This window comes from Streptomyces sp. NRRL WC-3742 (assembly GCF_000720635.1).
In the GTDB taxonomy this organism is placed as follows: Bacteria; Actinomycetota; Actinomycetes; order Streptomycetales; family Streptomycetaceae; genus Kitasatospora.
Genome location: NZ_JOCF01000010.1, coordinates 110,865 through 135,830, shown reverse-complemented (window position 1 = coordinate 135,830; position 24,966 = coordinate 110,865). Strand labels below are relative to the sequence as shown.

25 protein-coding genes and 1 pseudogene are annotated in these 24,966 nt (G+C 72.3%); 14 read left to right on the top strand and 12 right to left on the bottom strand.

The annotated features are described in order from the left end of the window. The first annotated feature begins 183 nt into the window (after positions 1 to 183). The 7 genes and pseudogenes from IH61_RS0108885 (at position 184) to IH61_RS0108855 (ending at position 6,721) form a co-directional block, all read left to right on the top strand. A complete protein-coding gene (locus tag IH61_RS0108885; RefSeq protein ID WP_031067507.1) occupies positions 184 to 447 on the top strand; it encodes a hypothetical protein in 264 nt (87 codons plus the stop codon). Positions 448 to 453: 6 nt separating this feature from the next. Next, entirely contained in the window at positions 454 to 729 is a 276-nt protein-coding gene (locus IH61_RS40605; RefSeq protein WP_037971993.1) for a hypothetical protein, read from the top strand. Positions 730 to 831: 102 nt separating this feature from the next. Further along, on the top strand, positions 832 to 1,998 hold the full coding sequence (locus IH61_RS40600) for an FG-GAP-like repeat-containing protein (RefSeq protein WP_051836611.1): 1,167 nt from the start codon (positions 832 to 834) through the stop codon (positions 1,996 to 1,998). Between the two features lie 102 nt (positions 1,999 to 2,100). After that, on the top strand, positions 2,101 to 2,862 hold the full coding sequence (locus IH61_RS49910) for a transglycosylase family protein (protein WP_051836606.1): 762 nt from the start codon (positions 2,101 to 2,103) through the stop codon (positions 2,860 to 2,862). Then, positions 2,765 to 2,986: pseudogene (locus tag IH61_RS50205) on the top strand (FG-GAP repeat domain-containing protein); the annotation flags it as partial. The gene IH61_RS49910 and the pseudogene IH61_RS50205, both read left to right, overlap by 98 nt. A gap of 116 nt (positions 2,987 to 3,102) precedes the next feature. Beyond that, positions 3,103 to 5,040, top strand: a complete 1,938-nt coding sequence (locus IH61_RS42720) for an FG-GAP-like repeat-containing protein (RefSeq protein ID WP_078910944.1) — start codon at positions 3,103 to 3,105, stop codon at positions 5,038 to 5,040. Positions 5,041 to 5,200: 160 nt separating this feature from the next. Continuing rightward, positions 5,201 to 6,721, top strand: coding sequence for a serine hydrolase domain-containing protein (locus IH61_RS0108855; RefSeq protein ID WP_234327085.1), 1,521 nt, complete (start codon positions 5,201 to 5,203; stop codon positions 6,719 to 6,721). 294 nt (positions 6,722 to 7,015) lie between these two features. Here IH61_RS0108855 and IH61_RS0108850 read toward each other — a convergent pair whose 3' ends face one another. After that, entirely contained in the window at positions 7,016 to 8,158 is a 1,143-nt protein-coding gene (locus tag IH61_RS0108850; protein WP_031067500.1) for a serine hydrolase domain-containing protein, read from the bottom strand. Between the two features lie 81 nt (positions 8,159 to 8,239). Continuing rightward, positions 8,240 to 9,436: a serine hydrolase domain-containing protein gene (locus tag IH61_RS0108845; protein ID WP_031067498.1), complete on the bottom strand. Its 1,197-nt coding sequence runs from the start codon at positions 9,434 to 9,436 to the stop codon at positions 8,240 to 8,242. 140 nt (positions 9,437 to 9,576) lie between these two features. Between IH61_RS0108845 and IH61_RS0108840 the strand changes: the two genes are divergently transcribed. Both IH61_RS0108840 and IH61_RS0108835 read left to right on the top strand, forming a co-directional pair. Beyond that, positions 9,577 to 10,818 carry a sensor histidine kinase gene (locus IH61_RS0108840; RefSeq protein ID WP_031067496.1) on the top strand — a complete coding sequence of 414 codons (1,242 nt, stop codon included), beginning with the start codon at positions 9,577 to 9,579 and terminating at the stop codon, positions 10,816 to 10,818. After that, a complete protein-coding gene (locus tag IH61_RS0108835; RefSeq protein WP_037971990.1) occupies positions 10,815 to 11,537 on the top strand; it encodes a response regulator transcription factor in 723 nt (240 codons plus the stop codon). Before IH61_RS0108840 ends, IH61_RS0108835 begins: the two co-directional genes overlap by 4 nt. A 241-nt stretch (positions 11,538 to 11,778) precedes the next feature. On the opposite strand, the gene IH61_RS0108830 is transcribed toward IH61_RS0108835, so the two are convergent. Continuing rightward, positions 11,779 to 12,822, bottom strand: a complete 1,044-nt coding sequence (locus IH61_RS0108830) for a zinc-dependent alcohol dehydrogenase family protein (RefSeq protein ID WP_031067492.1) — start codon at positions 12,820 to 12,822, stop codon at positions 11,779 to 11,781. A 237-nt stretch (positions 12,823 to 13,059) separates the two neighbouring features. Then, positions 13,060 to 13,626: a TetR/AcrR family transcriptional regulator gene (locus IH61_RS0108825; RefSeq protein WP_031067490.1), complete on the bottom strand. Its 567-nt coding sequence runs from the start codon at positions 13,624 to 13,626 to the stop codon at positions 13,060 to 13,062. Between the two features lie 75 nt (positions 13,627 to 13,701). On the opposite strand from IH61_RS0108825, the gene IH61_RS0108815 reads away from it, so the two are divergent. Continuing rightward, complete coding sequence (locus IH61_RS0108815) at positions 13,702 to 14,529, top strand: cupin domain-containing protein (RefSeq protein WP_107057083.1); 828 nt, start codon at positions 13,702 to 13,704, stop codon at positions 14,527 to 14,529. A gap of 176 nt (positions 14,530 to 14,705) precedes the next feature. Here IH61_RS0108815 and IH61_RS0108810 read toward each other — a convergent pair whose 3' ends face one another. Then, a complete protein-coding gene (locus IH61_RS0108810) occupies positions 14,706 to 15,089 on the bottom strand; it encodes a MerR family transcriptional regulator (protein WP_031067488.1) in 384 nt (127 codons plus the stop codon). Positions 15,090 to 15,224: 135 nt separating this feature from the next. Between IH61_RS0108810 and IH61_RS0108805 the strand changes: the two genes are divergently transcribed. Together IH61_RS0108805 and IH61_RS0108800 are read left to right on the top strand one after the other, a co-directional pair. Further along, complete coding sequence (locus tag IH61_RS0108805) at positions 15,225 to 15,890, top strand: class II aldolase/adducin family protein (RefSeq protein ID WP_031067487.1); 666 nt, start codon at positions 15,225 to 15,227, stop codon at positions 15,888 to 15,890. Continuing rightward, positions 15,887 to 16,336: a carboxymuconolactone decarboxylase family protein gene (locus IH61_RS0108800; protein WP_107057082.1), complete on the top strand. Its 450-nt coding sequence runs from the start codon at positions 15,887 to 15,889 to the stop codon at positions 16,334 to 16,336. The genes IH61_RS0108805 and IH61_RS0108800 overlap by 4 nt, the downstream gene beginning before the upstream one ends. Positions 16,337 to 16,504: 168 nt before the next feature. Here IH61_RS0108800 and IH61_RS0108795 read toward each other — a convergent pair whose 3' ends face one another. Continuing rightward, complete coding sequence (locus IH61_RS0108795) at positions 16,505 to 17,572, bottom strand: GNAT family N-acetyltransferase (protein ID WP_037971987.1); 1,068 nt, start codon at positions 17,570 to 17,572, stop codon at positions 16,505 to 16,507. A gap of 30 nt (positions 17,573 to 17,602) precedes the next feature. Between IH61_RS0108795 and IH61_RS0108790 the strand changes: the two genes are divergently transcribed. Beyond that, a complete protein-coding gene (locus IH61_RS0108790; RefSeq protein WP_031067481.1) occupies positions 17,603 to 18,073 on the top strand; it encodes a MarR family winged helix-turn-helix transcriptional regulator in 471 nt (156 codons plus the stop codon). Here IH61_RS0108790 and IH61_RS0108785 read toward each other — a convergent pair. Together IH61_RS0108785 and IH61_RS0108780 are read right to left on the bottom strand one after the other, a co-directional pair. Next, a complete protein-coding gene (locus IH61_RS0108785; protein ID WP_031067479.1) occupies positions 18,070 to 18,486 on the bottom strand; it encodes a MarR family winged helix-turn-helix transcriptional regulator in 417 nt (138 codons plus the stop codon). The genes IH61_RS0108790 and IH61_RS0108785 overlap by 4 nt on opposite strands. A gap of 81 nt (positions 18,487 to 18,567) precedes the next feature. Next, positions 18,568 to 19,410: an NAD(P)H-binding protein gene (locus tag IH61_RS0108780; RefSeq protein ID WP_031067477.1), complete on the bottom strand. Its 843-nt coding sequence runs from the start codon at positions 19,408 to 19,410 to the stop codon at positions 18,568 to 18,570. Positions 19,411 to 19,535: 125 nt separating this feature from the next. Here IH61_RS0108780 and IH61_RS0108775 point away from each other — a divergent pair, with 125 nt between their 5' ends. Further along, positions 19,536 to 20,039, top strand: coding sequence for a MarR family winged helix-turn-helix transcriptional regulator (locus tag IH61_RS0108775; RefSeq protein ID WP_031067476.1), 504 nt, complete (start codon positions 19,536 to 19,538; stop codon positions 20,037 to 20,039). An 88-nt stretch (positions 20,040 to 20,127) separates the two neighbouring features. On the opposite strand, the gene IH61_RS0108770 is transcribed toward IH61_RS0108775, so the two are convergent. From IH61_RS0108770 to IH61_RS0108755, 4 genes are read right to left on the bottom strand one after another with little or no spacing between them, the layout of a single operon-like run. Continuing rightward, positions 20,128 to 21,843, bottom strand: coding sequence for an ABC transporter ATP-binding protein (locus tag IH61_RS0108770; RefSeq protein ID WP_051836602.1), 1,716 nt, complete (start codon positions 21,841 to 21,843; stop codon positions 20,128 to 20,130). A 25-nt stretch (positions 21,844 to 21,868) separates the two neighbouring features. Continuing rightward, positions 21,869 to 22,129 (bottom strand): lasso peptide biosynthesis PqqD family chaperone, encoded by a 261-nt coding sequence (locus IH61_RS0108765; RefSeq protein ID WP_031067472.1) that lies wholly within the window; start codon positions 22,127 to 22,129, stop codon positions 21,869 to 21,871. A gap of 56 nt (positions 22,130 to 22,185) precedes the next feature. Next, a complete protein-coding gene (locus IH61_RS0108760) occupies positions 22,186 to 22,620 on the bottom strand; it encodes a lasso peptide biosynthesis B2 protein (RefSeq protein ID WP_031067470.1) in 435 nt (144 codons plus the stop codon). Next, the gene (locus IH61_RS0108755) at positions 22,617 to 24,554 is read right to left on the bottom strand and encodes an asparagine synthase-related protein (RefSeq protein WP_063763164.1); all 1,938 of its coding nucleotides are present in this window, start codon (positions 24,552 to 24,554) and stop codon (positions 22,617 to 22,619) included. The genes IH61_RS0108760 and IH61_RS0108755 overlap by 4 nt, the downstream gene beginning before the upstream one ends. Between the last annotated feature and the right edge of the window lie 412 nt (positions 24,555 to 24,966).

The window sequence follows — 24,966 nt, the reverse complement described above, 5'->3', positions numbered from 1 at the left end:
CCGCCGGAGGCACCAAGGTGCCGGGCCCATTGGCTCCTTGGCGCCAGGCCGAACCCATTCCACTGGGCCCCTCCCGGCAGCAAGATATTGATCACCGGAACAGCGGCGAGAACGAAGCCCGCTCGCCGGGTTCACTCCGAGGCATCTCGCCTCCCCGCACACTTCACCGACAGGGGTACCGCCATGTCCAACGCCGCCCGCCTGCTCAAGGTCTCCGCCGTCGCGACCGCGCTGTTCCTCGGCGCCGCACCGACCGTGCTGACGGCTGCGGCCGGTGCGCAGACAACGGCGACGAGCGTCACGGCGAGCTCCATCGGCTGGGACGTCACCCCGGCCGGCTCGCCCCTCGGCGCCGCCTCGCAGGCCGACAGCATCGGTTGGGACGTCGCCCCGGCCGGCTCGCCCCTCGGCGCCGCCTCGCAGGCCAACAGCATCGGTTGGGACTGACCGGCCGTGCACGTCGTTCACCTGACCCTGCACCAGGTGGGGAGCACGGGCTCCGAGGGAGCCGACGCGCACACCGTGCACGATGCCCTGTGGGCGCACGCCGAGTCGCGCCACGGCCTGGAACACGTCCGCGCCCGTGCCGGGCCGCACGGGATCGACCTCGTCCTCTTTCTCCGGGCCGGCAGCCGGAGTCAGGCGGCAGCACACGCGTGCGAGCTGCTCGGCTCCGCCGCGAGGGCACAGGTCTTCTCCCGGTACGTCACACCGCTGCTCGGGCGGTAAGGCTCCCTCCTCCCTCAGGGCTCTCCGGAGCCCTCTCCCCACGGACTTCCCGCGCCCTGGCGCGGCCTCCGCCGCGCCATACCTCATCAAAGGATTTATGTCATGAGCATGACCATGCGCCGCCTCAAGCAGACCGGTCTCGCCGCGGTCGTCGCCGCCACCGCGGTGAGCGGTCTGATGGTCGCCCCGGCCCACGCGAGCACGACGTCCTCGATCGCCGCCACCGCGACCGCCGAGGTCGGCAACGGCCCCTGTGCCCACGGCGGTTACTCGTCCGGACTGAACAGCCAGAGCACCAGTTGCGACGGCTCCGGCGGCCAGTCCCACGCCTGGTGCGCGGACTTCGTCGGCTGGGCGTGGTCCCAGTACGACGTCGCCCACCTCTCCGCGATCGACAACACCGCGGCCAGCGTCTACGACTACGGCAAGACCTACGGCACCCTGCACAGCACCCCTCAGGTGGGTGACGCCGTCGTCTACAACTACGACGCCTCCAGCGACTACGCCGACCACGTGGCGCTGGTCACCGCGGTCGGTGGCGGCTCCATCACCGTGGTCGGCGGCAACGAGGGCCACTCGAGCGGCTACAGCCAGGGCATCGTGCAGCAGGAGAGCACCACCGACTACGCGGTGGGCGCCGCGCCCTGGAACCAGACCATCAGCGGGTACATCAGCCCGGTCGTGAAGCCCTCGGTCACCCTGAACTACTCGCAGACGATCGCCGGGGACTACAACGGCGACAAGGTCTCCGACCTGTTCGCCAAGGACTCCGCCGGCAACCTGTCCGTCTGGACGGGTAACAAGGGCGCGGGCTTCAGCAGCAAGAAGCAGCTCACCAGCGGCTGGAACTTCACCCAGACCGCCACCGCCGACTTCAACGGCGACGGCAAGGCCGACCTGGTCGCCGGCGACACCAGCGGCAACCTCTACCTCTGGACCGGCAACGCCGGCGGCGCCTTCAGCACCAAGAAGCTGCTGACCAGCGGCTGGAGTGCCGCCGACTTCAACGGCGACGGCACAGCCGACCTCGTCGCCCGGGACTCCTCCGGCAACCTCTACCTCTGGACCGGCAACGCCGGCGGCGCCTTCAGCACCAAGAAGCTGCTGACCAGCGGCTGGGACTTCACCCAGACCACCGCGGGTGACTTCACCGGCAGCGGCCACGCCGACCTGATCGCCCGCGACGACGCCACCGGCACGCTGTACCGCTGGGCCGGCAACGGCAGCGGCGGCTTCGCGCCCAAGGTCCAGGTCACCACCGGCTGGTAGCACCTGCTCCGCCGCTAGCCCCCGGTGTCCCGCGCTGACGCCCCGCGCGGGACACCGGCTGCCCCACTCCCCTCACACACCCTGACCACGATCGGAAGTCCCATGCGCCGCACCAACCGCAAGAACCGTCACGTCCTGGCCCTGACCGCCGCCTGCGCCGCCCTGGTCGCCTCGGTGGCCGGCGCCGGAAGCGCCTCCGCCGCCTCCGTCAGCACCTGGGAGAAGGTCGCCCAGTGCGAGAGCAGCGGTGACTGGAGCATCAACACCGGCAACGGCTACTACGGCGGCCTGCAGTTCGACCTCGACACCTGGAACGCCTACGGGGGCCAGCAGTACGCCGCCTACCCCCACCAGGCCACCGAGAACCAGCAGATCACGATCGCCGAGAAGGTCCTGGCCGTACAGGGCCCCAGCGCATGGCCGAAGTGCGGAGCCGTGAACGGCCTCGGTACGGACACGCAGAGCCCGTTCCCGTCGGTGACGCTGAACTACTCGTCGACGACGGGCGGGGACTACAACGGCGACAAGGTCTCCGACCTGTTCGCCAAGGACTCCGCCGGCGACCTCTTCGTCTGGACGGGCAACAAGGGCGCGGGCTTCAGCAGCAAGAAGCAGCTCACCAGCGGTTGGAAGTTCACCCAGACCGCCGCCGCCGACTTCAACGGCGACGGCAAGGCCGACCTGGTCGCCGGCGACTCCTCCGGCAACCTCTGCCGCCGACTTCAACGGCGACGGCACAGCCGACCTCGTCGCCCGGGACTCCTCCGGCAACCTCTACCTCTGGACCGGCAACGCCGGCGGCGCCTTCAGCGCACCCGTCAAGCTCACCGGCGGCTGGAACTACAGCCAGACCGCCGCGGGTGACTTCACCGGCAGCGGCCACGCCGACCTCGTCGCCCGCGACGACACCACCGGCACCCTCTACCGCTGGGCCGGCAACGGCACCGGCCACTTCGCCGGCCCCGTCGCCCTCACCACCGGCTGGTAGCCGCCCTCACCACCGGCCGGCCGGCGCCCTCACCACCGGCCGGCCGGCAGGCGCGGCGCAAACCGAACCCGAACACCCGGCGACAGAGCCCGCACCAGGACCAGCCCGAAGGAGCCATGCCAGTGAAACCCAACAGCAGAGCCACGCAGGAACGTCCGCGCACTGCGGGAGGTCGAGCAGCAGCACTGGCCATGGCCCTGTGCTGCGGGCTCGTCACGGCCCCGTTCGCGGCCGCTGCCCCGGCGGTCGCCGACTCCACCGGCTGCGCGGCCTTCCCGACCCCCCTAGCGGCCACCGTCCGCCCCAGCCCGGCGACTTCGCCATGGACGGGCAGCTGGGGCACCGCCCTGAGCACCGCCGGACCAGCCGCGCAGTCCGGCGTGTCAGGCCGGCAGACCCTGCGGATGGTCGTACACAGCAGCATCGCCGGAAGCAGCGCCCGGATCCACCTCGCGAACACCTTCAGCTCGGCTCCAGTCACCATCGGCCATGCGACGATCGCCGTCCAGGGCTCGGGCGCGACCCCGGCGGCCACACCCCTCACGCTGACCTTCGGCGGCAGCCAACAGACCGTCATCCCAGCTGGTGGTGACGCCTACAGCGACCAGGCCGCCTTCCCGGTCACCGCCGACGAGAACCTCCTGGTCAGTATCTACCTGCCCGATCCGGTCAGTTCCGCGCCCTACCACCCGGACGCCCTCACCACCTCGTACACCAGCGCCCCCGGTGACAGCGCCGACCACGCTGCCGGACTCGGCAGCACCGGCTTCACCACCGCCTACTACCACTGGGCCTACCTGAGCGGACTCGACGTCACGGCGGCCGGCAGCGGCGGAACGGTCGTGGCCATCGGGGACTCGCAGACCGACGAAGGCCACACCACGGCCGACACCAACCGCCGCTGGGTCGACGACTACGGCAGGGCCCTCCAGGCCCAGCCGAACCCGATGGGTGTGGTCAACGAGGGCCTCTCGGGCAACCGTCTCCTCACCGATGTGACCGGTCAGAAGGCCGCCTACGGGGCCAGCGCCCTCACCCGGTTCGACCGCGACGCGCTGGCCCAGCCCAACGCCCGCTCCGTGATCCTCTACGAGGGCATCAACGACATCTCGCTCGACGGCGCGACGGACGCCGCCCTGGAAGCCGGGATCCAGCAACTGTCCGCGCGGGCACACGCCAAGGGACTCAGCTTCAGCGTCGCCACCATCCCGCCCTTCGAGGGCAACAGCATGTACTCGGCGGCCAAGGACAACGTCCGGCAGTGCGTCAACGCCTACATCCGGACCACCTCCGACATCGACCACTACCTCGACTTCGACCAGGCCACCCGCGATCCGCTGGCACCCGGCCACCTCTTCGCCGGGTACTACAACCGAGGCGACGACCAGCTGCACCTCAACGACAACGGCAATCAAGTCCTGGCGAACACCATCGCCGCCCCGCCGAAGTCGCCCTCCGTCAGCCTGAACTTCTCACAGCAGGCGGCCGGCGACTTCCGGGGGACCGGTCACACCGACCTCATCGCCCGCGACGACGCCACCGGCAACCTCTACCGCTGGCCCGGCAACGGCGACGGCACCTTCGGCAGCCGGGTCCTGCTCACCAGCGGCTGGAACTTCACCCAGACCACCGCCGCCGACTTCAACGGCGACGGCACAGCCGACCTCGTCGCCAAGGACTCCGCCGGCAACCTCTACCGCTGGACCGGTAACACGGGCGGCACCTTCAGCGCACCCGTCAAACTCACCGACGGCTGGAACTTCACCCAGACCACCGCCGCCGACCTCACCGGCACGGGCCGCGCCGACCTGATCGCGGCCGACGCCACCGGCAACCTCTACCGCTGGCCCGGCAACGGCGACGGCACCTTCGGCAGCCGGATCCTGCTCACCAGCGGCTGGGCCCCGTTCTCCCAGACCACCGCCGGCAAGTTCCGCGGGACCGCTGCCGCCGACCTCATCGCCCGCAACGACACCACCGGCGATCTCGACGAGTGGGACAACGTCGGCAACGCCTCCTTCACCCGCCCCCTGCGGCTCACCGGCGGCTGGTAGGCAGCATCTTCTCGGCGACCTCCTGAAGCATGGGGTCGGTCACGCGGACCCCGGCGGCGCTGAGGATGTCCTTCGGGAACCAGGATCGCACCGAGATCGTTTCAAACGATGTTCGAAAAAGCGGTAGCGTCATCGCGCACCTGTCCCCGGGGAGGGAACCGTGTCGAAGGACATGTACAAGGAGTTCTCGGAGAACGTCGACCGCGAGGTCGTGAAGCTCGTGGACCGAACCAACCGGGAGGCTGCACAGGCCGTCGACCGGGCACTGGGCAGGGGCCCCGCCGCCGGGGCGTTCGACGCGGCGCACTGGCAGCGCCGGCTCGACGACCTGCTCACCACCCACCGCATCCCCGGCGCCGTACTGGCCGTCCTCACCGGCGGGGAGATCCACGAACTGGCCAGTGGCGTCCTGCACACCGGCACCGGCGTCGAGACCACCACCGACTCGGTGTTCCAGATCGGCTCGGTCAGCAAGGGCTACACCGCCGCCCTCGTCCTGGCCCTCGCCGACGCCGGCAAGCTCGACCTGGACCAGCCGGTCGTGACGGTCCTGCCGGACTTCGCCCTCGCCGACGCCGAGGCCGCCCGCACGATCACGCCGCGTCAGCTCCTCAACCACACCAGCGGGATCGAGGGTGACTATGTGAACGACACGGGCCGCGGCGACGACTGCCTGGCCCGCTACATCGAGGGCGCGCGTGACGTCGGCCTCACCAACCCGCCTGGCGCCACCATGTCGTACTCCAGCACCGCGTACAACGTCCTCGGCCGAATCGTCGAGGTGGTCACCGGCGGGACCTGGGACGAGGCGCTCAAGGAGCTGCTCTGCGACCCGACAGGACTCCGGCAGACCATGACGCTGCCCGAGGAGGTCCTGCGCTTCCGCGCCGCGATGGGGCACATGGGCGAGCCCGGCGAGGACCCGACGCCCACTCCGCTGTGGAACATGCTGCCCCGCTCCGCCGGACCGTACGGCGGCATCAGCGCCACCGCGGCCGACGTGGTCCGCTTCGCCCGGCTGTTCATCGACGGCGGGACGGCACCGGACGGCACCCGGGTGCTCTCCGCCGCCGCCGTGGAGGCGATGCTGACCCGCGAGGTCGAGATGCCCGACCAGTGGTTCCTCGGCGCCCACTGGGGCCTCGGCTGGGGCCTGTTCGAATGGGACGGCGTGCGCGGCTTCGGCCACGACGGCAGCACCTTCGGCCAGCTCGCCTACCTGCGCGCCATCCCGGAGAAGGGCCTCGCCATCGCCCTGCTCACCAACGGCGGAGGCGCCGCGCCCAAGGTCCACGAGGCCCTCTGCCGCGAGCTGAGCGCCGAACTCGCCGGCGTCACCATGCCCACGTTCGGGCCCGCCGAGCACCCCCTGACCGTCGACCCGGAGCCCTTCGCCGGCCGCTACCCGCGCGAGGGCTTCCTGATGACCATCACCCCCCGCACCGGGGACGACGGCGGCGAAGGCGTACTGGACCTGCGCTACGAGGGGGTCGGGGGCCTGGCCGGCACCTTCGACCCGCTCGTCTGGCACCTCACCCCCGTCTCCGACACCCCCGCCAAGACCGTCTTCGCCGGCCGCCGCAACGCCAAGGACGCCTGGATCCCGGTCGTCTTCTACGCACTCCCGGACGGCAGCCGCTACGTCCACTTCGGCGTCCGCGCCACCGCCAAGTCCGCCTGACACCACCACGACCGCGGGAAGGGTCGGTCGGTCAGCCGGTCTCGGTTCCGGTCTCGTTCACCCCGGTCCAGACGGGTTCAGCCGCCACCCAGCGGTTCGCTCCGCCGCAGTTCAGGGCGGGTGCGAACCCCGGCGGACACCGTTCGTGAGAATTGGAAAGCGTGTTGGGGGCAACCCTTCACGAGTTCGAATCTCGTATCCTCCGCACCCGCCCGCCAGGGCAGACGATGGGCCCGACCGCACTGCGGTCGGGCCCATCGGTCGTTCTGCTTCACGGAACGCCCTCGGCGGGGTTCAGCGGCACAGGGCGGTGTCCACGGCGCGTTCGAGATTCCTCCGGCCCGCCTCGTCGGTGAGCTGCACGGTGACCGCGATGTCGGCGGCGCGGCCGTCGTCGGTGGCGCCGCCCCGGGTCTCGTACCCGGGGAAGCTTCCGCCGTGGCCCCAGGAGAGGCCGCCGCACGGCAGCGGCCGGCTGACGAGTCCGAGTCCGTAGCGGGCGCCGGGGCCGAAAGTCGCTTCGGCGGGGACGGTGGAGCGCATCTGGGCGAGTTGGGCCGAGGGCAGAAGGCGGCCGGCCAGGAGTGCGCCGAAGAAGCGGTTGAGGTCGGAGCCGGTGGAGACCAGCTGGCCTGCCGCCCAGCCCCAGGAGGGGTCGATCTCCGTGATGTCGCGCAGCGGCGCGTCTGCCGATTCCCGGTAGTAGCCGTGGGGGTGGGGCTCCCGGATGCTCGCGTCACCGGGAGCGGGGAAGTAGGTGTGGCGCAGCCCGGCGGGTCGAACGACGCGCCGGTCGATCTCCTCGGCCAGGGGGCGGCCGGTGACCTTCTGGACGATCAGGCCGGCGAGCACATAGTTGGTGTTGCTGTACTTCCAGCTCGTCCCGGGGGTGAAGTCGGCCGGGTGCTGGAGGGCTGTGGCGAGCAGTTCGCGGGGGGCGTAGTACCGGACGTCGTCCCCGAGGTAGTCGCTGTAGTTGGGGAGTCCGCTGGTCTGCTGGAGGAGCTGGCGGACGGTGATGCGGCGCCCGTCGATCCCCTCCCCGCGGACGAGGCCGGGCAGGTAGGTGTCGACGGAGGCGTCCAGGTCCACCCTCCGCTCCGCGACGAGCTGGAGGACGACGACCGCGACGAAGGTCTTGGTGTTGCTGCCGATCCGCACCTGCCCGTCGACGGGTACCGGTGCGCCGGTGGCCAGGTCGCCGACTCCTGCGGTGTAGGTCCGGGTGCGGCCGTTCCGGTCCTGGACGCTCGCCAGCGCGGCGGGCATCCCGCCGTCGCGCACCAGCGCGTTCAGGCTCCGCTGGACGGAATCCTGCCTGGCGGCGGATGCCTGAGGCACCGCCAGGACGCCCGGCGTCATAACGCCGATGGCCAGCGCGGCTGCGGCTGACAGGGCCCGTCGCCGCCGAAGCCCTTGCCGTGCCTGTCCACGCATGAGTCAACTCCTCGGGAATTGCCGGATCTTCGTTCGGGTCGCCCGGACCCGGCGAGCCGGGCCCGGGCGGGGTGGCGTGCCTCAGCCGCACAGGGCCCTGTCCACGGCGTCCTTCACGCGCTGCGCGGCCGCCTCGTCCGTCGGGATGGTGGTGACCGCGACGTTGGCGGCGCGGCCGTCGTCGGTGACACCGCCCCGGGTCTCGTACCCCGCGATGTCGCCGCCGTGGCCCCAGTAGACGCCGCCGCAGGACAGCGGCCTGCTCGTGAGCCCCAGCCCGTAGCGGAGACCTGAGGTCCCGGCGGGGACGGTCGTGCGCATCTCGGCGAGTTGGGCCGCCGGGAGGAGGCGTCCGGCGAGGAGCGCGGTGAAGAAGCTGTTGAGGTCGGAGTTGGTGGAGATCAACTGGCCTGCGGCCCAGCCTGCGGAGGGGTCCAGCTCCGTGAAGTCGCGCAGCGGTCCGTTCGCCGGGTTGCGGTGGTAACCCTGGGGGTGCGGCTCTCGGACGGCCGTCTCGCCGGGGGCCGGGAAGTAGGTGTGGCTCAGCCCGATCCGCTTGATGATGCGCCGGTCCATCTCCTCGGCGAGGGGGCGGCCGGTGACCTTCTGGACGATCAGGCCGGCCAGGACGTAGTTGGTGTTGCTGTACCCCCACTTCGCGCCCGGAGCCGCGTCGGCCTTGTAACGGAGGGCGATGTCGAGCAGCTCGCGGGGCTCGAAGTACCGGTTCCTGATCTCGTCGTCGTCGAGGTGGATGCCGTAGTCGGGGAGTCCGCTGGTGTGCTGGAGGAGCTGGCGGACGGTGATGCGGCGCCCGTCGATCCCCTCTCCGCGGACGAGGCCGGGCAGGTAGGTGTCGACGGTGGCGGAGAGGCCGATCCTCCCTTCGCCGACCAGTTGCAGGACCACGACCGCCGTGAACGCCTTGGTGTTGCTGCCGATCCGTACCTGGCCGTCCCTGGGCACCTTCGAGCCGGTGGCCAGGTCGCCGACTCCTGCGGTGTAGGTCCGGGTGCGGCCGTTCCGGTCCTGGACGCTCGCCAGGGCGGCGGGCATCCCGTCGTCGCGCACCAGCGCGTTCAGGCTCCGCTGGACGGTGTCCGGCCTGGCGGTGGCAGCAGCAGAGGCGGAGGCGGAGGCGGAGGCGGCGGGCGGGGCGAGGGCGCCCAGCGTCATGACGCCGATGGCCACCGCGGCGGCGGCCGACACGGCTCGTCGCCGCCTGCCGCCCTGCTGCCGGGTCGAGGAACGAAGGCCCTGCCGGATCCGAGCACGCATCAGTCAACTCCTGGGGAATCGTTTGGTCTCGGCACGATCCTGATTTCCAGGGCCCTCTGACCGCATCGCGGGAAGGCGGGAGAAATCGCTCCCTCGATCGGGGGAGGCTGCCGGTGGGCTGCCCGGCGATACTGGCGACCATGATCAGGGGAATCCCGCCGCTGCTGCGCGGCTCCACGTATTCGGGTGTGCTGTTCGCCTATTGCGGCGCGCTGGCGAGCCTTCCGCTGCTGCCTCTCGCCCTGTTGCCGGCGCTGTCGTGGCGATCCGCTCCCGAGAGCGTGCAGATCGTCCTGGTGCTGCTGGTCTGGGCGGTACTGGTCGGCGTGCTCGGACTGGCGCGCCCCGTACGGCGGGCGCTGGTCGTGTCCGCCCGCCGACTGCTGCGGGTGCCGCTGCCGAATCCGGTGGCCGGTCGCCGGACCTCTGGTTCACCCGGCCTCGACCGCTGGCGGACCCCGATCTGGCTGGTGCTGCACGTGGCCGTCGGGTGGACGGGGGCGCTGGCGAGCGGGGTGCTGTTCATCATGGGCCTCTCCCTGCCGGGGAACTGGCTCGGCGGCGAGGTGCGAGCGAGTCTGTTCGGCACGTCGGTCCGGGTGTCGGGCGGGTGGAGCTGGGTGGTGGCGGCCGTGTGCGTCCTGCTGGCGGTGGCCGTCTGCGTACTGGTGACGAAGGCCCTGCGGTGGTCGGCACCCCGGCTGTTGGGCCCGTCGGCGGCCGAGCGGCTCGCGCTGGCTGCCGAGCGGGAGCTGCTGCTGGCCGAACGCAACCGGATCGCGCACGAGTTGCACGACTCGATCGGGCACACGCTGACGGCGGCCACCATCCAGGCGGCGGTGGCGGGCCAGGTGCTCTCCGCCGACCCGGCGGCGGCGCGGGCCGCCATGCGCAGCATCGAGGAGTCGGCCCGGGCCGCGCTGGAGGACCTGGACTACGTGCTCGGGGTGCTGCGCGAGGAACAGTCGGGAACAGCGCCGACCCGGACCCTGGCCGACCTCCCCGAGCTGCTGGACCGTCTGCGGCACGCGGGGGCGGTGGTGGCACCGACCCTGTCGGGCGAGCTGGCGCAGGTGCAGGGGACGCTCTCCCGAGCGGCGTACCGGATCCTCCAGGAGGGGTTGACGAACGCGCTGCGCCACGGGGCGGGCGGCCCGATCGAAGTCCGGGTGACGGCCGCGCCGGACGGACTGGATCTCACGGTGGTCAACCGGATCGGGGCACGGACGGGCCCGGGCCCGGGTGCCTTCCCGACCTCCGGCCACGGCCTGCCCGGACTGGCCGAGCGCGTCCGGCTGCTGCACGGTGAGTTCCAGGCCGGGCCGGACGGGACGCAGCACTGGCGGCTGGCCGTCCGGCTGCCGGTACGGGTCCCGGCGTGAGTGGATCCGACGCGGGCGAAGGCACGGCCCTCCCCGCCGTCACCGGCCCCGCCGTCACCAGCCCCGCCGTCACCCTCCTGATCGCGGACGACGACGAGGTGACCCGCAGCGGCCTGCGCACGCTGCTCGCCGCACAGCCGGGGATCACGGTGGTCGGCGAGGCCGCCGACGGCGTCGAGGCGGTCGAACGGGCACAGAGCCTGCGGCCGGACGTGGTCCTGATGGACGTCCGGATGCCGCGTCGCAACGGGATCGAGGCCACCCGCCAACTGCTGGCCGAAGCGGCCGACCCGCCGAAGGTCGTGGTGATCACCACCTTCGAGAACGACGGCTACGTCACCGCTGCCCTCAGCGCGGGCGCCAGCGGCTTCGTCCTCAAGCGCCTCCCGGTCCGCCAGATCGCCGAGGCGGTCCGGGTGGTGGCGGCGGGCGAAGCGGTCCTCTTCCCGGCCGCGCTGGGCCGCATGGTCGCCGCCCGCCCGCTGCGCTCCGCCGAGGCCCTGCCGCAGGCCGCCCTGACCGGCCGGGAGGAGGAGGTGCTGCGCTTGATGGCCACCGGGCTCTCCAATCCGGAGATCGCGGAGTCCCTCACGGTGAGCCTGGAGACGGTCAAGACCCACGTCGGAAACGTGCTGACCAAGCTCAGCGCGCAGAACCGGACCCATGCCGTGGTGATCGCGTACGAGTCCGGCCTGGTGGTCCCGGGCATCGCCAACTGACCGTTCCGAACGACACCCGACCGGGACAGCTGCAACGCGATCCCAGCCACGCCTCGGCTGCAGTTCTGGTTGCGTCCACCCCCGTCCAGCACCGTTCGGAGTCCATCCGGCGAGCCGCTCCGCCGCAGGTGAGGAACCTCCGGGCCGCTGGCGACCGCGCCCTTGGCCACCTTCCGGATGAGCCCGACCACGCGCTCGGCGACGTCCTTGACCTGGGGCGGCCCCGAGCCTCGGGCGGGGCTCAGGAGACCGTGACCACCACCTTGCCGAAGGGGCCGCTCTCGCGCAGGTAACGGTAGGCGGTGAGCGCCTCGTCGAAGGCGAAGACCCGGTCGATCACGGGATGGATGCCGTGCTCCGCCAGGGCCGCGTTCATCTGCTCGAAGGCCGCGCGGTTGCCGACCGCCAGTCGCTGCAGCGAGAAGAAGCGGCCGTTGAGAACGTCCGGGTCGATCAGCACCCCGCCGGAGGGGAAGGCGCCGGTCACCGAGATCTGGCCGTTGAAGCCGACCGACTGGACCGACTTCGCGATGCTGGGCGCGCCGACCGCCTCCAGGACCAGGGCGACCCCGCGCCCGCCGGTGAGCTCGCCGACCGTGCCCTGCCACTCGGGCGTCAGCTGCCGGTCGATCACGTGTGCCGCACCGAGCTTCCGCAGCCGCTCGGCCTTCTCCTCGCCGGAGGCGACGACGATCACCCTGCCGCCGAGGGCGGCGGCGAACTGCACCCCGAACAGGGCCACCGCGCCGGCGCCGACCACCAGTACGTCGTCGCCGGCGGCCATCGGCCGCGGCCCGGTCGTCAGCGCCGACCACGCCAGCACCGCGGCGCAAGGGAGCGTCGCGGCCTCCTCGAAGGAGAGGTGCGCCGGGATCCGCACCACCGACTCCTCGTCGACGACCTGGTAGTCCGTGAGCATCCCGCCCAGGCTGGCCCCGTACTGCTCGCCGACCAGCGGGAGCGTCATCGGCCCGTCGATCCAGCGCCGGAAGTAGGTGACTGCCACCCGGTCGCCGACCTGTGCCCGCCGCACGCCCTCGCCAACGGCTACGACCTCCCCGGCCCCGTCGCTCAGCGGCACGACCCCCAGGGCGGCGGGAACCGGATAGGTCCCGTCGAGGATCATCAGATCCCGCCGGTTGAGCGAGGCGGCCCGCACTCTGACCAGCACCTCGTGCGGGCCGGGCTCCGGGACCTCCTCCTCCCGGACCACCAGTCCGTCCAGGCCGTCCTCGGGGCGGTCCAGGTGGTAGGCGGTCCGGACCCTGCGCTGCGTGTTCGTCATCGTGCAAATCCCCCTCGTAGATCCGTCGTTGGCGATCACACTAGGTAGACGGAGCTCCGCCGGAATCAGTCATGGATAGGTAGGGCCAGTCGGTAGGGCCAGGCAGAAGGGCACTGCCATCGGCACCCCTTCGAGGCTGGGCCGGGGCAGGGTCCAGATGCTCTCGTGGCAGTACGGTCCTGCCTGCCAGGGCCCCGGCCGGATCCCCTGCCGGCGTCGGCGCCACGTCCGCGGGTGTCAGTGCTGCGGGCGCAGGCCGTCCAGGGCGAGTTCGATGAAGCGGCGCCAGTCGCCCACCGCGTTACGGCTGATCGCCGCCACCGCGCCGGCGATCATGTAGAGATCGGAGACACCGGCGTCCTCGCGTACCGTGCCGTCGGCCCGGCCCCGCGCCAGCAACTGCTCGCCGACGTCCAGCAACTGGGCTCCCACCTCCCCGCCCGGTTCGGTGTTGCCGAACGCCACCTCGATGACCCCGGACACCCCCCGCCCCTCCTCGTGCGCCCGCCCGATCGCGTTCAGGAAGCCTGCCAGCGCTTGCCGCCCGTCGGGCAGTGACAGGCACTCCTCGCGCGCGTGGCGCAGGATCCCGGCGAACCGCTCCTCGGCGACCGCGGCGACCAGCGCCTGTCTGGTCGGGAAGTGCCGGTAGACCGTTCCGACGCCCACACCCGCCGCCTTCGCGATGTCAGCCATCTGCACCGCGTCACCGTGTGCGGCGAACAGCTCACCTGCCGATCGGAGCACCCGGCCCCGGTTGCGCTCGGCGTCCGTACGCGGCTTTCGGCCCGCACTCGTTGACATCTGGGACGCTCCTCTGCGTATCCTCAAACCGGAATCGGATTCCGAATCTGATTCCTCCTTTGAAAGGATACCGTTGTGGACCGCTTCATCCTGCTCGCAGCCGGCACGTCGCGCCCCACCACCGCCCAGCTCCCCCCGGGCACCGCCGTCAAGGCGAGCGTCGACGACACCGAGGGCCGCTTCGGTCTCACCGAGCACTGGGGCCTCGGCCCCCTGCTGTCGCCCCATCAGCCGGCCGGCGACGAGATTCTCTACCTGCTCGACGGCGAACTGAAGGTCGAGACCGAGGACCTCGTCCACCACCTCACCCCCGGTATGTGCGTCTTCCTCCCGCGCGGCACCGCCCGGACCGTCGATGTCCAGTCCGAGGGCCAGGTGCGCGCCCTCCGCCTCTCGATCCCCGCCCCTGTCCACGACGCCGACCCCGACGCCGACGCCGACGGCCGACGCCCCGTGCACGTCCTGGCCCGGGGCGAGGTGCGGCCCGGACGGATCCCGGTGCCGCCGGCCTTCGCCGCCAAGGTTCGGGGCACCGACACCGGGGGCCGGCTCTCGCTGCTGGAGATGACGGTCGCTCAGCAGATCCCCCGCCATGTCCACCACCTGGCCGACGAGGCGGTCTACGTCCTCACCGGCGATCTCGCCGTCGAGTTCGCCGGCCAGAGGCACCTCCTCTCCCCCGGCCAGTTCGTTCTCCTGCCTCACGGCATCCCCCACGCCTTGGCCCCCGGCTCCACGCCGCCCCCGCGCGTGCTCCAGGTCTCCTCCCCGGGCGGCTGGGAGTGCTTCGTCGAAGACTTCGTCGAGGCCCGGACGTCCGTCAGCACCGCCGGCCGGCTCGACCCCCGCGAACTCAACCGCATCGCAGCCCCCTACGCCATCACCTACGAAGACCCGTCCTGACCTCGGCCGTCCCGCCGCTCAGCACCCGAAGGGCCGGCCGTCCTGGGCCTTGGCGCCGGGCAGGGGACGTCAGAAGGCCCGGACCGCCTCGGAGCGGTCCGGGCCTTCGTCGTTCGCGGGGCCGGCGGGACCACGCCCGGACGCGCCGCACGGGGCACGGGGCACACCGCGCGCCGTCAGCCGGACTCGCTCCAGGAGGCGATCTGCTCCCGGAAGGTCGGGCAGGTGACGATGTCCGTCCGGCCGCACTGGAGGGCGTGGGTCAGCAACTGGTGGGCGTGGTCGAGGTCCACCATGCGCTGCTCGATCTCGGCGATCTTGGCGCGGATCATCGCCTGCCGCCGCGGCTGGTCCTCCTGGAACTCCCGGACCTCGGCCAGGCTCAGCCCGGCCTGCTGGAACTTGCGCAGCAGCACGATCCGGTCCGCGGCCGACGGCGGGTAGCGGCGCTGCCCGCTCTGGCGCTCGGGCGCGGGCAGCAGGCCGTTGCGCTCCCAGAACCGGATGGCCGACGCGGGTACGTCGGTGATCTCGGCGAGCTGGCCGATCGTCATACGCATGCCCGGCCCCTCCTCGTCTCGCTCTCCCCGCGCCGGGTCGGCGCTTGACTTGAACCTTAGTTCAAGTCGCAGAGTTGCCGACATGAGCGGCGGCGGCGAACCGGCGGCCGCCGAAGGAGAATTGGGAGATCAGAGATGGCAGACGCACCCGAGGCCGAGCGCCTCGCGCACCAGCTCGTCGAGGCCAGCCGACAGCTCTTCACGGCCGGGGTGATGTCGCACTCCGGGCACGCCAACCTGAGTGTCAGGCTCGACGCCGACCGCTTCCTGCTGACCCCCGGCTTCGTCCGCGACCTGGAGCCCCACCACCTGGCGACCGTCGGCCTCGACGGGCAGCTCCTGGCGGGCGAACTGCGCTCCGTCAGCGCCGAGATCATCACCATGCACAGCGTCGTCTACCGCGCCCGCCCGCACGTGGGCGCCATCATCCACACCCACTCGCCCTCCGCGACGGCCTTCGCGGTGGCCCACCGGCCGCTGCCGTGCCGCACCGAGCCGATGCTGCGCTTCGGCCAGCCCGAGGAGGTGCCGGTCGTGCCCTGGGGTCCGCGTGGTTCGGACGTGTCGGTCCGGGGCATCGCCGACGTCCTGGACCGGCGCCCGACGACGTCCTCGGTCCTCCTCGCCAACCACGGCCTGCTGGTCTTCGGCCCGGACGCGGCCGCCGCCGCCCACCTCGTGGTGGCGATCGAGGAGAGTGCCGAGGCCGAGATCGCCGCCGCGGCGATCGGCGGGGCCGTGGACTTCCCCGAGGGTGCCCTGGAGGCCGTCCGCGCCTCGATCGCGCGGGTGTCGGCATGACCGGCCCGGCCTCCGACCGGGCCTCTGACCCCGCCTCCGACCGGACCTCCGACCAGACCTTTGCCGAGCGTTCCGAGGCGCTGCGCGACCGCTACCGCACCACGCTCGGCGCCGTCCCCGCCGCGGTGGAGGACCGCCTGCGGCTCGCCCAGGACTTCGGCCGGCTCCCCACCGAGGAGGCGTTCACGGCCCTGCGCCACCTCGTGCTGGCCGACAATCCGCTCGGCAGCCGCGTACAACAGCTGGTCCACTTCGGCCAGTTGCTGTCCCTCGGCCGGACGGACCCGGCCCGCATCCACGCCCGCGGAGCCCTCCACGCGGGCGCCGGCATCGCCGACCTCATCGGCGTCGCCGAGACCGCACTCATCACCTCGGGCACCCCGGCCTACGCGCTCGGCATCGAGATCATCGTCGAACTCCTGGAGCACGAGAGGGAGCAGGGGTAGGAGCGGGAGAAGGGCGAGACCGGCGGTCCTTCAGCTCGCTCGACGAGGTGTTCGTCTTCGCCCGGATCGAGGACGGTACGGCCGCGTCGGTCCGCGAGTACGCGACCCTGCTGCCGAGGCGGGGAGGGGTGGGGAACCGGCGCCGGCGGCCCGTCACGGAGGCCGGGCTCAGGGCCGCAGGGGCTTGGCGAGGCGGACCGTGCCCTCGGGCTCATCCTGGGGGGCGGGACGGTAGCCCTCGCTCTCGTAGAGGGCGATGTTGCCCGTGCTGCGGGCGCCGGTGAAGAGGACGGCGCGGGAGCATGCCGGGTCGGCGGCGGATTCGGCGGTGCGGAGGAGCCAGCGGCCGAGGCCCTGGCCGCGGAGGTCGGGGGCGACGCAGAGGCGGCCGATCTGCCAGTCGGTGCCGCTGCGGCGGGCCCGGACCATGCCGAGGAGGCGGCCGTCGCGCCAAAGGCCCGTGGTGTGCCAGGTGGCGAGCCAGTCGCGGACCTGCTGCGGCGACTCGTGCAGGGCCGGGACGTCGAGGGTGTCGTTGGCGAGGGCCTCGTCCACCCAGCAGCACCGCTGCAGCACGGTGGCCTCGGGCGCGTCGTCGGGGGTCAGGGGCCTGACGTACGAGCCGGTCGGCGGGCCGGGCAGCGCTCCCGGCCGCCCGGCCTCGCGCAGGGGGCGCAGGGCGTGGGCCACCCTGGTCAGCTCGTCGAGGACTCCGTGGGCCGCCGAGGCGAGGGCCGGGGTGGGACGGACCCTGCCGTCCTCCACGGAGTCGCCGAGGCGTATCGCGACGGTGGCGCCGAGCGGGACCATGCGCAGCGTGGCCACGATCTGCTTGGCGTGCTGGACGGCCCGGGTGCCGGCCGAGCTGTTGCCGTAGCTGACGAAGCCGACCGGCTTCCAGGCCCACTCCCGGTAGAGGTAGTCGAGCGCGTTCTTCAGCATCGCCGGCATGCCGTGGTTGTACTCCGGGGTCACCACGATGAAGCCGTCCGCGGCGTCCGCGATCGCGCTCCAGCGCCGGGTGTGCTCGTGCTGGTACGCGCCCGCCGACGGGTGCGCCTCCTCGTCGAGGAACGGCAGGCCGAGGTCGCCGAGGGCGAGGGGCACCAGCTCGACGCCCAGTTCCGCGGCGCGGGGCGCGAGCGCGTCGACCAGCCACTCCCCCACCGCCGGGCCGAGGGCGCCGGGGCGGTTGCTGGACACGAGGACGAGGACGCGCAGGCTTTTCGTTGACATGGAAACGAAGCTAGCGAGTAGATTGGTTCCATGTCAACGAAATCATCGGGGGACGAGACCACCCCCTGGCTGACCGCCGACGAGGAGCGCGCCTGGCGGGCCTTCCGCCGCATGGTGGCCGCCGTCCAGGCCGGAACGGTGCGGGATCTGGGCGCGGTCGGCCTCTCCGAACCCGACTACGAGGTCCTGAGCACGCTCTCGGAACGCCCCGGACGCACCAGTTCCCTGCACGAGCAGGCTGCCAAGATGGACTGGTCCCGCAGCCGCCTCTCCCGGCACGCCACCCGGATGGAGGAGCGCGGCCTCCTGCGCCGCGAGCCGGACCCGACCGACGGCAGGGGCTGCCTCCTCGTCCTCACCGACCACGGCTTCGACACCCTCGCCGCCGCCGCCCCGGCCCACGTCGCCTCCGTACGCCGCCACTTCGTCGACCGGCTCACCCCCGAGGACCTCGCCGCGCTCGAGGCGATCGCCCGGAAGGTGGAAGGCCCGGAGGGCTAGGACCGTGCCTGGTTCGTTTCGAGGTTGAGGGTCATGCGCTCGAGGACGGTGACGGTGGTGCGGTAGTCCTCGGGGGTGATGCCGGTCAGGGAGAGGTCGCGGAAGGCGGCGACCCGGGTGGCGACGGTGGAGAGGTGGTCGCGGCCGGCCGGGGTGAGGGTGAGGTGGCCGGGGGTGGGGCGGGTCGTCCAGGCGTGGGTGAGGGTGGTGTCGATGGCGGCGGTCAGGGTGGGGCGGTCGGCATTGGGGGCGAGGGCGGCGAGAACGGCGGTGTCGGTGGCCTCGGGGGTGTCGCGGAGGACGTTGAGGACCTGCCAGGTGGTGCGGGTGAGGCCGTACTCGGCGAGGACGCCGTTCATGTGGTGGGTGATGGCCTGGTCGGTGCGGTTGAGCCAGTAGCCGATGGGCTTCATGGTGGCGGCCTTTCCGTGCTCTTCAGTGCTTCCCGGTGCGTCTCGGTGCCTATCGGTGCCATCGGTGCGTCTCGGCGCCGCTCAGCGCGCGGTGAACGCGGCGGCGTTCTCGACGGCCCACTGGTGGAACGTGCGCTCGGGCGTGCCCAGCAGGGAGCGGGTGGTGTCGGCGATGGGGGCCGGGCCGGCGGTGGCGGCGGCCCACAGAGTGAGCAGGGAGCTCGCGAAGCCGGCGGGCAGGAAGCGGCTCATCTGCTGCTCCGCCTCGGCGCGGGTGACGGTCTCGACACGCAGGTCGCGGCCGAGGACCTCGGCCAGGACGGCGATCTGCTCGCGGAAGGTGAGGGACTGGCCGCCGGTGAGGGTGAGGGCGCGTCCGCGCAGGGCCGTGCCGGTGAGCGCCTCCACGGCGACGTCGGCGATGTCCTCGGGGTGGATGGGCGCGGTCTGCGCCTCCGGGTAGGCGAGTTGGATCGGCAGGCCCTGGCTGATGCCGTAGGACCAGCCGAGGGCGTTGCTGGCGAAGGCGTCCGGCCGCAGGAAGGTGTGCGGCAGGCCGGAGGCGGCCAGGGCGCGCTCGACGAGGAAGCTGTGCGAGGCGAGCGGGTCGGTCTCGGCGTCGGGGGCCAGGACCGAGGCGGAGGACAGCAGGACGACGTGCTCGACCCCGGCGGCCCTGGCCGCCGCGACGAAGGCGTCGATGCCCGAGGGCTCCGGGTAGAGGAAGACCTGGCGCACACCGTCGAGCGCGGCCGGGAAGGTCTCGGGCCGGCCGAGGTCGACTTCGGCGACCTCCACGCCGGCCGGGACGGTCAGGTCGGTGGGCTTGGCACTGGCGGCGCGGACGGGCCGTCCGGCGGCGTGGAGGCGGTGGATGACGGCCTGGCCGACCTTGCCGCGGGCGCCGGTGATGAGGATGGACATGGAAAGGGGACCCCCTGGTTTCACAGCACGGCCGAAGCTGTGCGCTTCGACATATACATGCTTGCATGCATGTAATTTCACGTCAACACATGCCTGCCGCCGCTCATGGGCCCTACGATGGACCCATGACGACGAACGGGAACGCGCCGCAGACGGCGGAGGAACTGCTGAACGCCGTGGGCCCCGCGTTCTCGAAGTTGCGCCGCACCTCGCTGCTGGAGGTCGAGAACCCCATCTCGGCCAAGGACCTGAGCCGCACCCTGGTCCTGAACATCATCCTGGAGCACACCCGGGGCTCCGACAGGGAGATCACCGTCGGCGCGGTCGCCGAACTCCTCGGCGTCGACCCCTCGGTCGCCAGCCGGATGGTGAGCGACAACATCAAGGCCGGCTACCTGATCCGCGCCGCCTCCCAGCAGGACGGGCGCCGCACCGTGCTCCTGCTCAGCCCCGAGGGCACCGAGCTCATGGCCCGGTTCCGGCGCCACCAGCGCGACGCGTTCGACTACATCACCGCCGACTGGGACGAGCGCGACCGCCTGGAGTTCGCGCGCCTGATGCTCAAGTACGTCGACTCGCTGGCCCAGTTGAAGGACCGCGGCCTGGCCGTGGACGCCAAGGGCGCCTGAGGCTCGCGGGCCCTGCGCCCGGCCGGCATCCGGTGAGCATCCGAATCAGGGCCCGCTCAGCATCCGATCAGGGCCCGTTCAGCGCTGATCAGCGCCCGGAAAGGCGCTGGAACGGGGCGTGGTCGCGCAGGAGGTCCGCATAGGGGGCGGTGGCGGAGGCCGTACCGTCGGAGAGCATCACCACGCTGTCCGCGGCCTCGACGGTGGACATGCGGTGGGCGATGACCAGCAGGGCGCACTCCTTCCGCAGGTCGTGCAGGTTGACGGTCAGTGCGGCCTCGTTGGCCGGGTCCAGGTGCGCAGTGGGCTCGTCCAGGAGCAGCAGCCGGGGGCGGGCGAGGACGGCGCGGGCGATGGCGACGCGCTGGCGCTCGCCGCTGGACAGGCGCAGGCCCCGCTCACCGACCTCGGTGTCGAGCCCGGCCGGCAGGCGGTGCACCTTCTCGGTGAGGTTGACCAGGTCGAGGACCTCCCGGAGGCGGTCGTCGGTGGCGTCCGGGGCTGCGTAGCAGAGGTTCTCCCGCAGGGTGCCGTGCAGCATCGGGCAGTCCTGTTCGACCCAGCCGATCCCGGAGCGCCACTCCTCCAGGCCGAGCTCCTCGGCCGGGTGTCCGCCGAGGCGGATGCTGCCGCTCCAGGGTTCGTAGAAGCGGTTGATCAGCGCGAAGGTGGTCGACTTGCCGGCACCGGACGGGCCGACCAGGGCCACCAGGGCGTGGCGGGGGACGGTGAGGGAGAGGCCCTGAAGGATCGGCGCGTCGGGGCTGTAGCCGAAGTGGAGGTCGCGGATCTCCAGTGCGGGGGCAGCGGTCGACCACTCCCGGGGCGCCCGAAGCTCGCGGGATTCCCGGGCGCAGGGGTCGGCCTCGACGGGGAGCGCGTACACCTCCCGGATGCGGTCGGCGGAGCCCTTGGCCCGGTTCACCGAGGCGAGGCCCTCCATCAACTCGGTGACCGGTCCCGCGAGTTGGGTGGCGTACAGCAGCATCGCCACCAGGGCGCCGAGCGAGAGGGCACCCTGGTCGACCCGGGCCGCGCCGAGCAGCAGGACCAGCACGAAGGCGGCGTTGATGGCCAGTTGGGCCGTCGGGGCGACCAGGGCCGTGAGGCGGGCGCCGCGCATCGCGGCGTCGTAGGCGTCCTGGGCGAGGGTGCCGAGGTGGTCGGCCTCGCGCCGTTCGGCGCGGTTGGCCCGTACGGTCCGCAGGGCCGACAGGGCCCGTTCCAGCCCGGCCGACACCGCGCCCACGGCGGCCTGCAGGTCGGAGGAGGAGCGGCCGATCGCCGCCGAGAGCCTGCTGATCACGAGGCCGCAGGTGAGGAGCACACCCAGGATGATCAGCATCAGGACCGGGTCCAGCACGAACATGGCGGCGACGCTGCCGAGCGCGACGCACAGGTTGGTGGCGATCTGGACGGAGACGTGCGTCAGCGCCTCGCGCAGGACGACCACGTCCGTCGAGGCGCGGGCCATCAGGTCCCCTACGCGCAAGCGGTCGAAGGCGGGTATGCGCACCCGTAGCAGGTGCCCGATCAGCCTGGTCCGTGTTGCCAGGACGAACCGTTCGCCGGTGCGCTCCAGCAGGTAGACGGCGCCGGCGCCGATGAGGGCCTGGACCAGGAGCAGCAGGACGAGGAGACCGGCGGGGAGCAGGAGCGGCCGGTGGGCGGTGACGGCGTCCACCACCCCCTTGGCCGCCAGGGGCTGGGCGATGCCCACGGCGGCGGCCGCCAGGGTGAGGAGCAGGGCGGCGGCCAGGGCGCGGCGCTGCCCGCGGGTCAGGGTCCACAGCTGGCGAAGCATCGTGTCCTCGGCTCCCAGGGCGGGTTCAGCAGGCTTCCACCAGGCCGGAGGAGCGGAGCCGGTCGGCCATCGCCGTGAGGTCCTGCCGCGCCTCGGCCTCGGCGATGCCGAAGTGGGCCGAGAACTCCTCGGCGACCTGGCCGACGGTGTGGCCGTCGAGGAGGCGCCGCAGGGCGTAGGCGCCGGTCCGGTTGAGCTGCCAGTAGGCGCCGGTGCGCCGGCTCAGCAGCACGGCGCCGTCGTCCGTGTCGGTGGACACGGTGTGGGCGGTCAGGCGGAGCGTCATGCGGTCCTCCGGGCGGGGGGTGAGGCAGGACGGGCGGGTCAGGCAGGTCAGGCTGATCAGGCAGGTCGGGCGGGGCGCTTGGGCGGGACGGTGACCATCGGCCGGAAGTAGCCGTCCGGGTACGGCTCGTCGATGACCCGTCCCTCCGCCTCGACCCAGGCGTGGGCACCGAACGGCGTCGTCCGCACACCCGCCTGCCAGGTGGGCCAGACGCCCTTGAACCGGCACAGGACGGCCGTGGCGATCGAGCGCTGGAGGCAGTTGTGGACGGCGCAGCGCAGGCTGACCGCGACCACCGCCGTACGGGCGGCGGACGCCTGCGCGGCGGTGCCCGGCCGGGCACCGGTGCTCAGGGCCGCGAGGACGGACTGCAGGCGCCCGGGCGAGAGCCTGGCCAGCGGACGGGCGAGCGCCACGGCGGCCAGCGGGAGCAGGCGCCGGTGCAGGGGCAGCCGGGTGCGCGGCTGGAGCGCGCAGGGCGGACTGGTCATGGCCTCTCCTCGAGGTCTCGGGCCAGGTCACCGGCCAGGTCGCGGTCCGCCGGGCCGGTGAGGACCGGCTGAGCGGCGAGGTGGGTGGCAGGAACGCGGGCGGCGGAAAGGCGGGAGGCGGACTGGGCAGTGATCTCGCGCAGCCACAGTTCGGCGCCGATCGTCGCCTCCAGCTGGGCGGACCAGACGTCCCCGCTGCGCGGCGGGGTGATCAGCGTGGTGCGCAGCCCACGCACGTCGATCAGGCCGCGCCGCGCGAGCTCCGAGTCCGCGAACAGGTCCAGCAGGTCCGGCACGTGCTGCTGGAGGGAGCGGTCGACGGGCTCCTCGCAGTCGCCCTTGGTGGTGCGGTCGAGGATCACGTCGGGCACGAGGCCCCACATCGCCGCGGCCAGCGCCGGTTTGTAGCGCCAGGGGCTGTAGCGCTCGTGGGGAACGACGGCCAGCACGGCCTCGATCACCCGGTCGTCCAGATAGGGCAGTTCGAGGGGCAGGCCCTCGGCGGCGTAGTCGCGGCAGACGAGCCGGAGCACCGGCCCGGCGCTGCGCAGGGCGGAGAGGGCCTCGTGCTGCCCCCGGTCCGGTGCGAAGGGCGCGGCCTGCCCGGCCACGTCGTGGAAGAGCGCCTGGGTGGTCCGCACCGCGTCGCCGGTGGCCCAGGGCGTGGCCGGAATCCGTTCGCCCCAGCCGAGGGAGGGCGTCCGGGGCGGCGGTGTGCTGCGGGCGAGGTCGTCGGCGCACTGCCGCCACCAGCCGGCGAGGTCTCCCCCGCGCAGCAGTCCGGCCAGGCTGGGCAGCAACGGCCAGTCGTTCAGGGCCTGGTGGGCACGCAGTTGCCGCCAGGCGGTGACGGGGCGTCGGCGCAGCAGCGTGTGCAGGTAGGAGGCGCCGCCGGTGAACAGCTCGTCGGCGCCGTGCCCTGCGAGGTGCCGGGTGGCGCCGTGCTCGACCAGGTACCGGGCGCCGAAGCGGACGGCGTTCATGCCGCGGGTGGCGGCGCGCGGGGCCTCCGTGTCCGTCGCCCAGTAGGGCGGGGCGAACACCGCGGGCGCGTCGGTGTCCGGCACGGTCAGGTGCTCGGCGTGCGGGAGCAGGCGGGCGGCCTGGGCGGCGTACAGCGGATCGTCGTTGATCGCGCTGCCGCCCGTCCAGCAGAAGGTCAGCAGGTCGGGGCGCTGTTCGGCGGTGAGGAAGCACAGCGAGGTGGAGTCCATGCCGCCGGAGAGGTCGGCGGAGAGCCTGCCCTGCTCCGGCCGCCGCTGGGCCACCGCCTCCCGCAGGCGCTCGCGCACCGCCGGCGCGCCCTGCGCCAGGGTGAGTTCCGGCTCCGGCGGCCGCCACCACTGCACGGACCGGGCGGGGCCGTCGGCGGGGAGCACCAGGCAGGAGTCGGAGGGCACCTGGTGCACGCCGTGCCACCAGCTGCGCTCGCTCAGCGGCGCGAAGAGCATCCCGTACGTCACGCTCGCCGCGACCAGGCCCTCGTCGGGTTCGGCTCCGGTCAACTCGGCCAGCACGTCGGCCCGGTCGCCGGCGATCGGCACGCCGTCCAGCCGGGCGGTGAACGCGCAGCGCGTCCCGCTGACGGTGCCCTGGAAGCGCACCTGCCCGTGGACGGAGGCCACCACGTGGGTGTTGCCGGGGAGGCCCCGGGCGAGCGCGTCGAGGTCCGGGAGGCCGCGTACGCGGGAGACCAGCGCGTCGAGACGATCGACGGCGACCGGGCTCGGCCCGAACACCGCCACCCGTACCGGCCCGGCGGTGGAGACGACCAGGTCCTCCGGCGCCCACGAGCCGGCCAGCCAGGGCCGTCCGGAGGCGTGCGCGACCGTCCGCGCGGTTCCGTGGCCGATCCGACGGCCCGTCCTCCGGTGGGCCTCGGCGCCACCCTGGGAATCCGGAAAGACCACGAGGTAATCGTCGAGCGACTTCATGTTCCCCACCCCCAGGTATCACGGTCATCACAGGTATCACGACGGCATCGGCACCATCGGTGCTTCGCCCCAGAACCGTGCACCACCGAGGGGGGTCGCACAACCGAATATCGCCGGATTTCCGAGGATCGCGCCAATTCTTCGGTGGCGGAATAAGGCCATTTCCGGATCGATAATATGCAGATCGAGAGATCATCACGATCAGTTCTGATCACTTTTGATCGGGCTAGAACCTGTCATGCCCACTTCCATGACGAAGTCGACCGGGCAACGCTTCGTTTACGAGCCAGCCCCGCGCACCAGAAGTCGATGCGCAATGGCCGAAGCCGGGACGTCCGCATAGACACCATCGGGGCACGCCGGTCTCAATGAAGCGGAGGCCACCCGGGCCTCGATACGGACGCATGGGAGA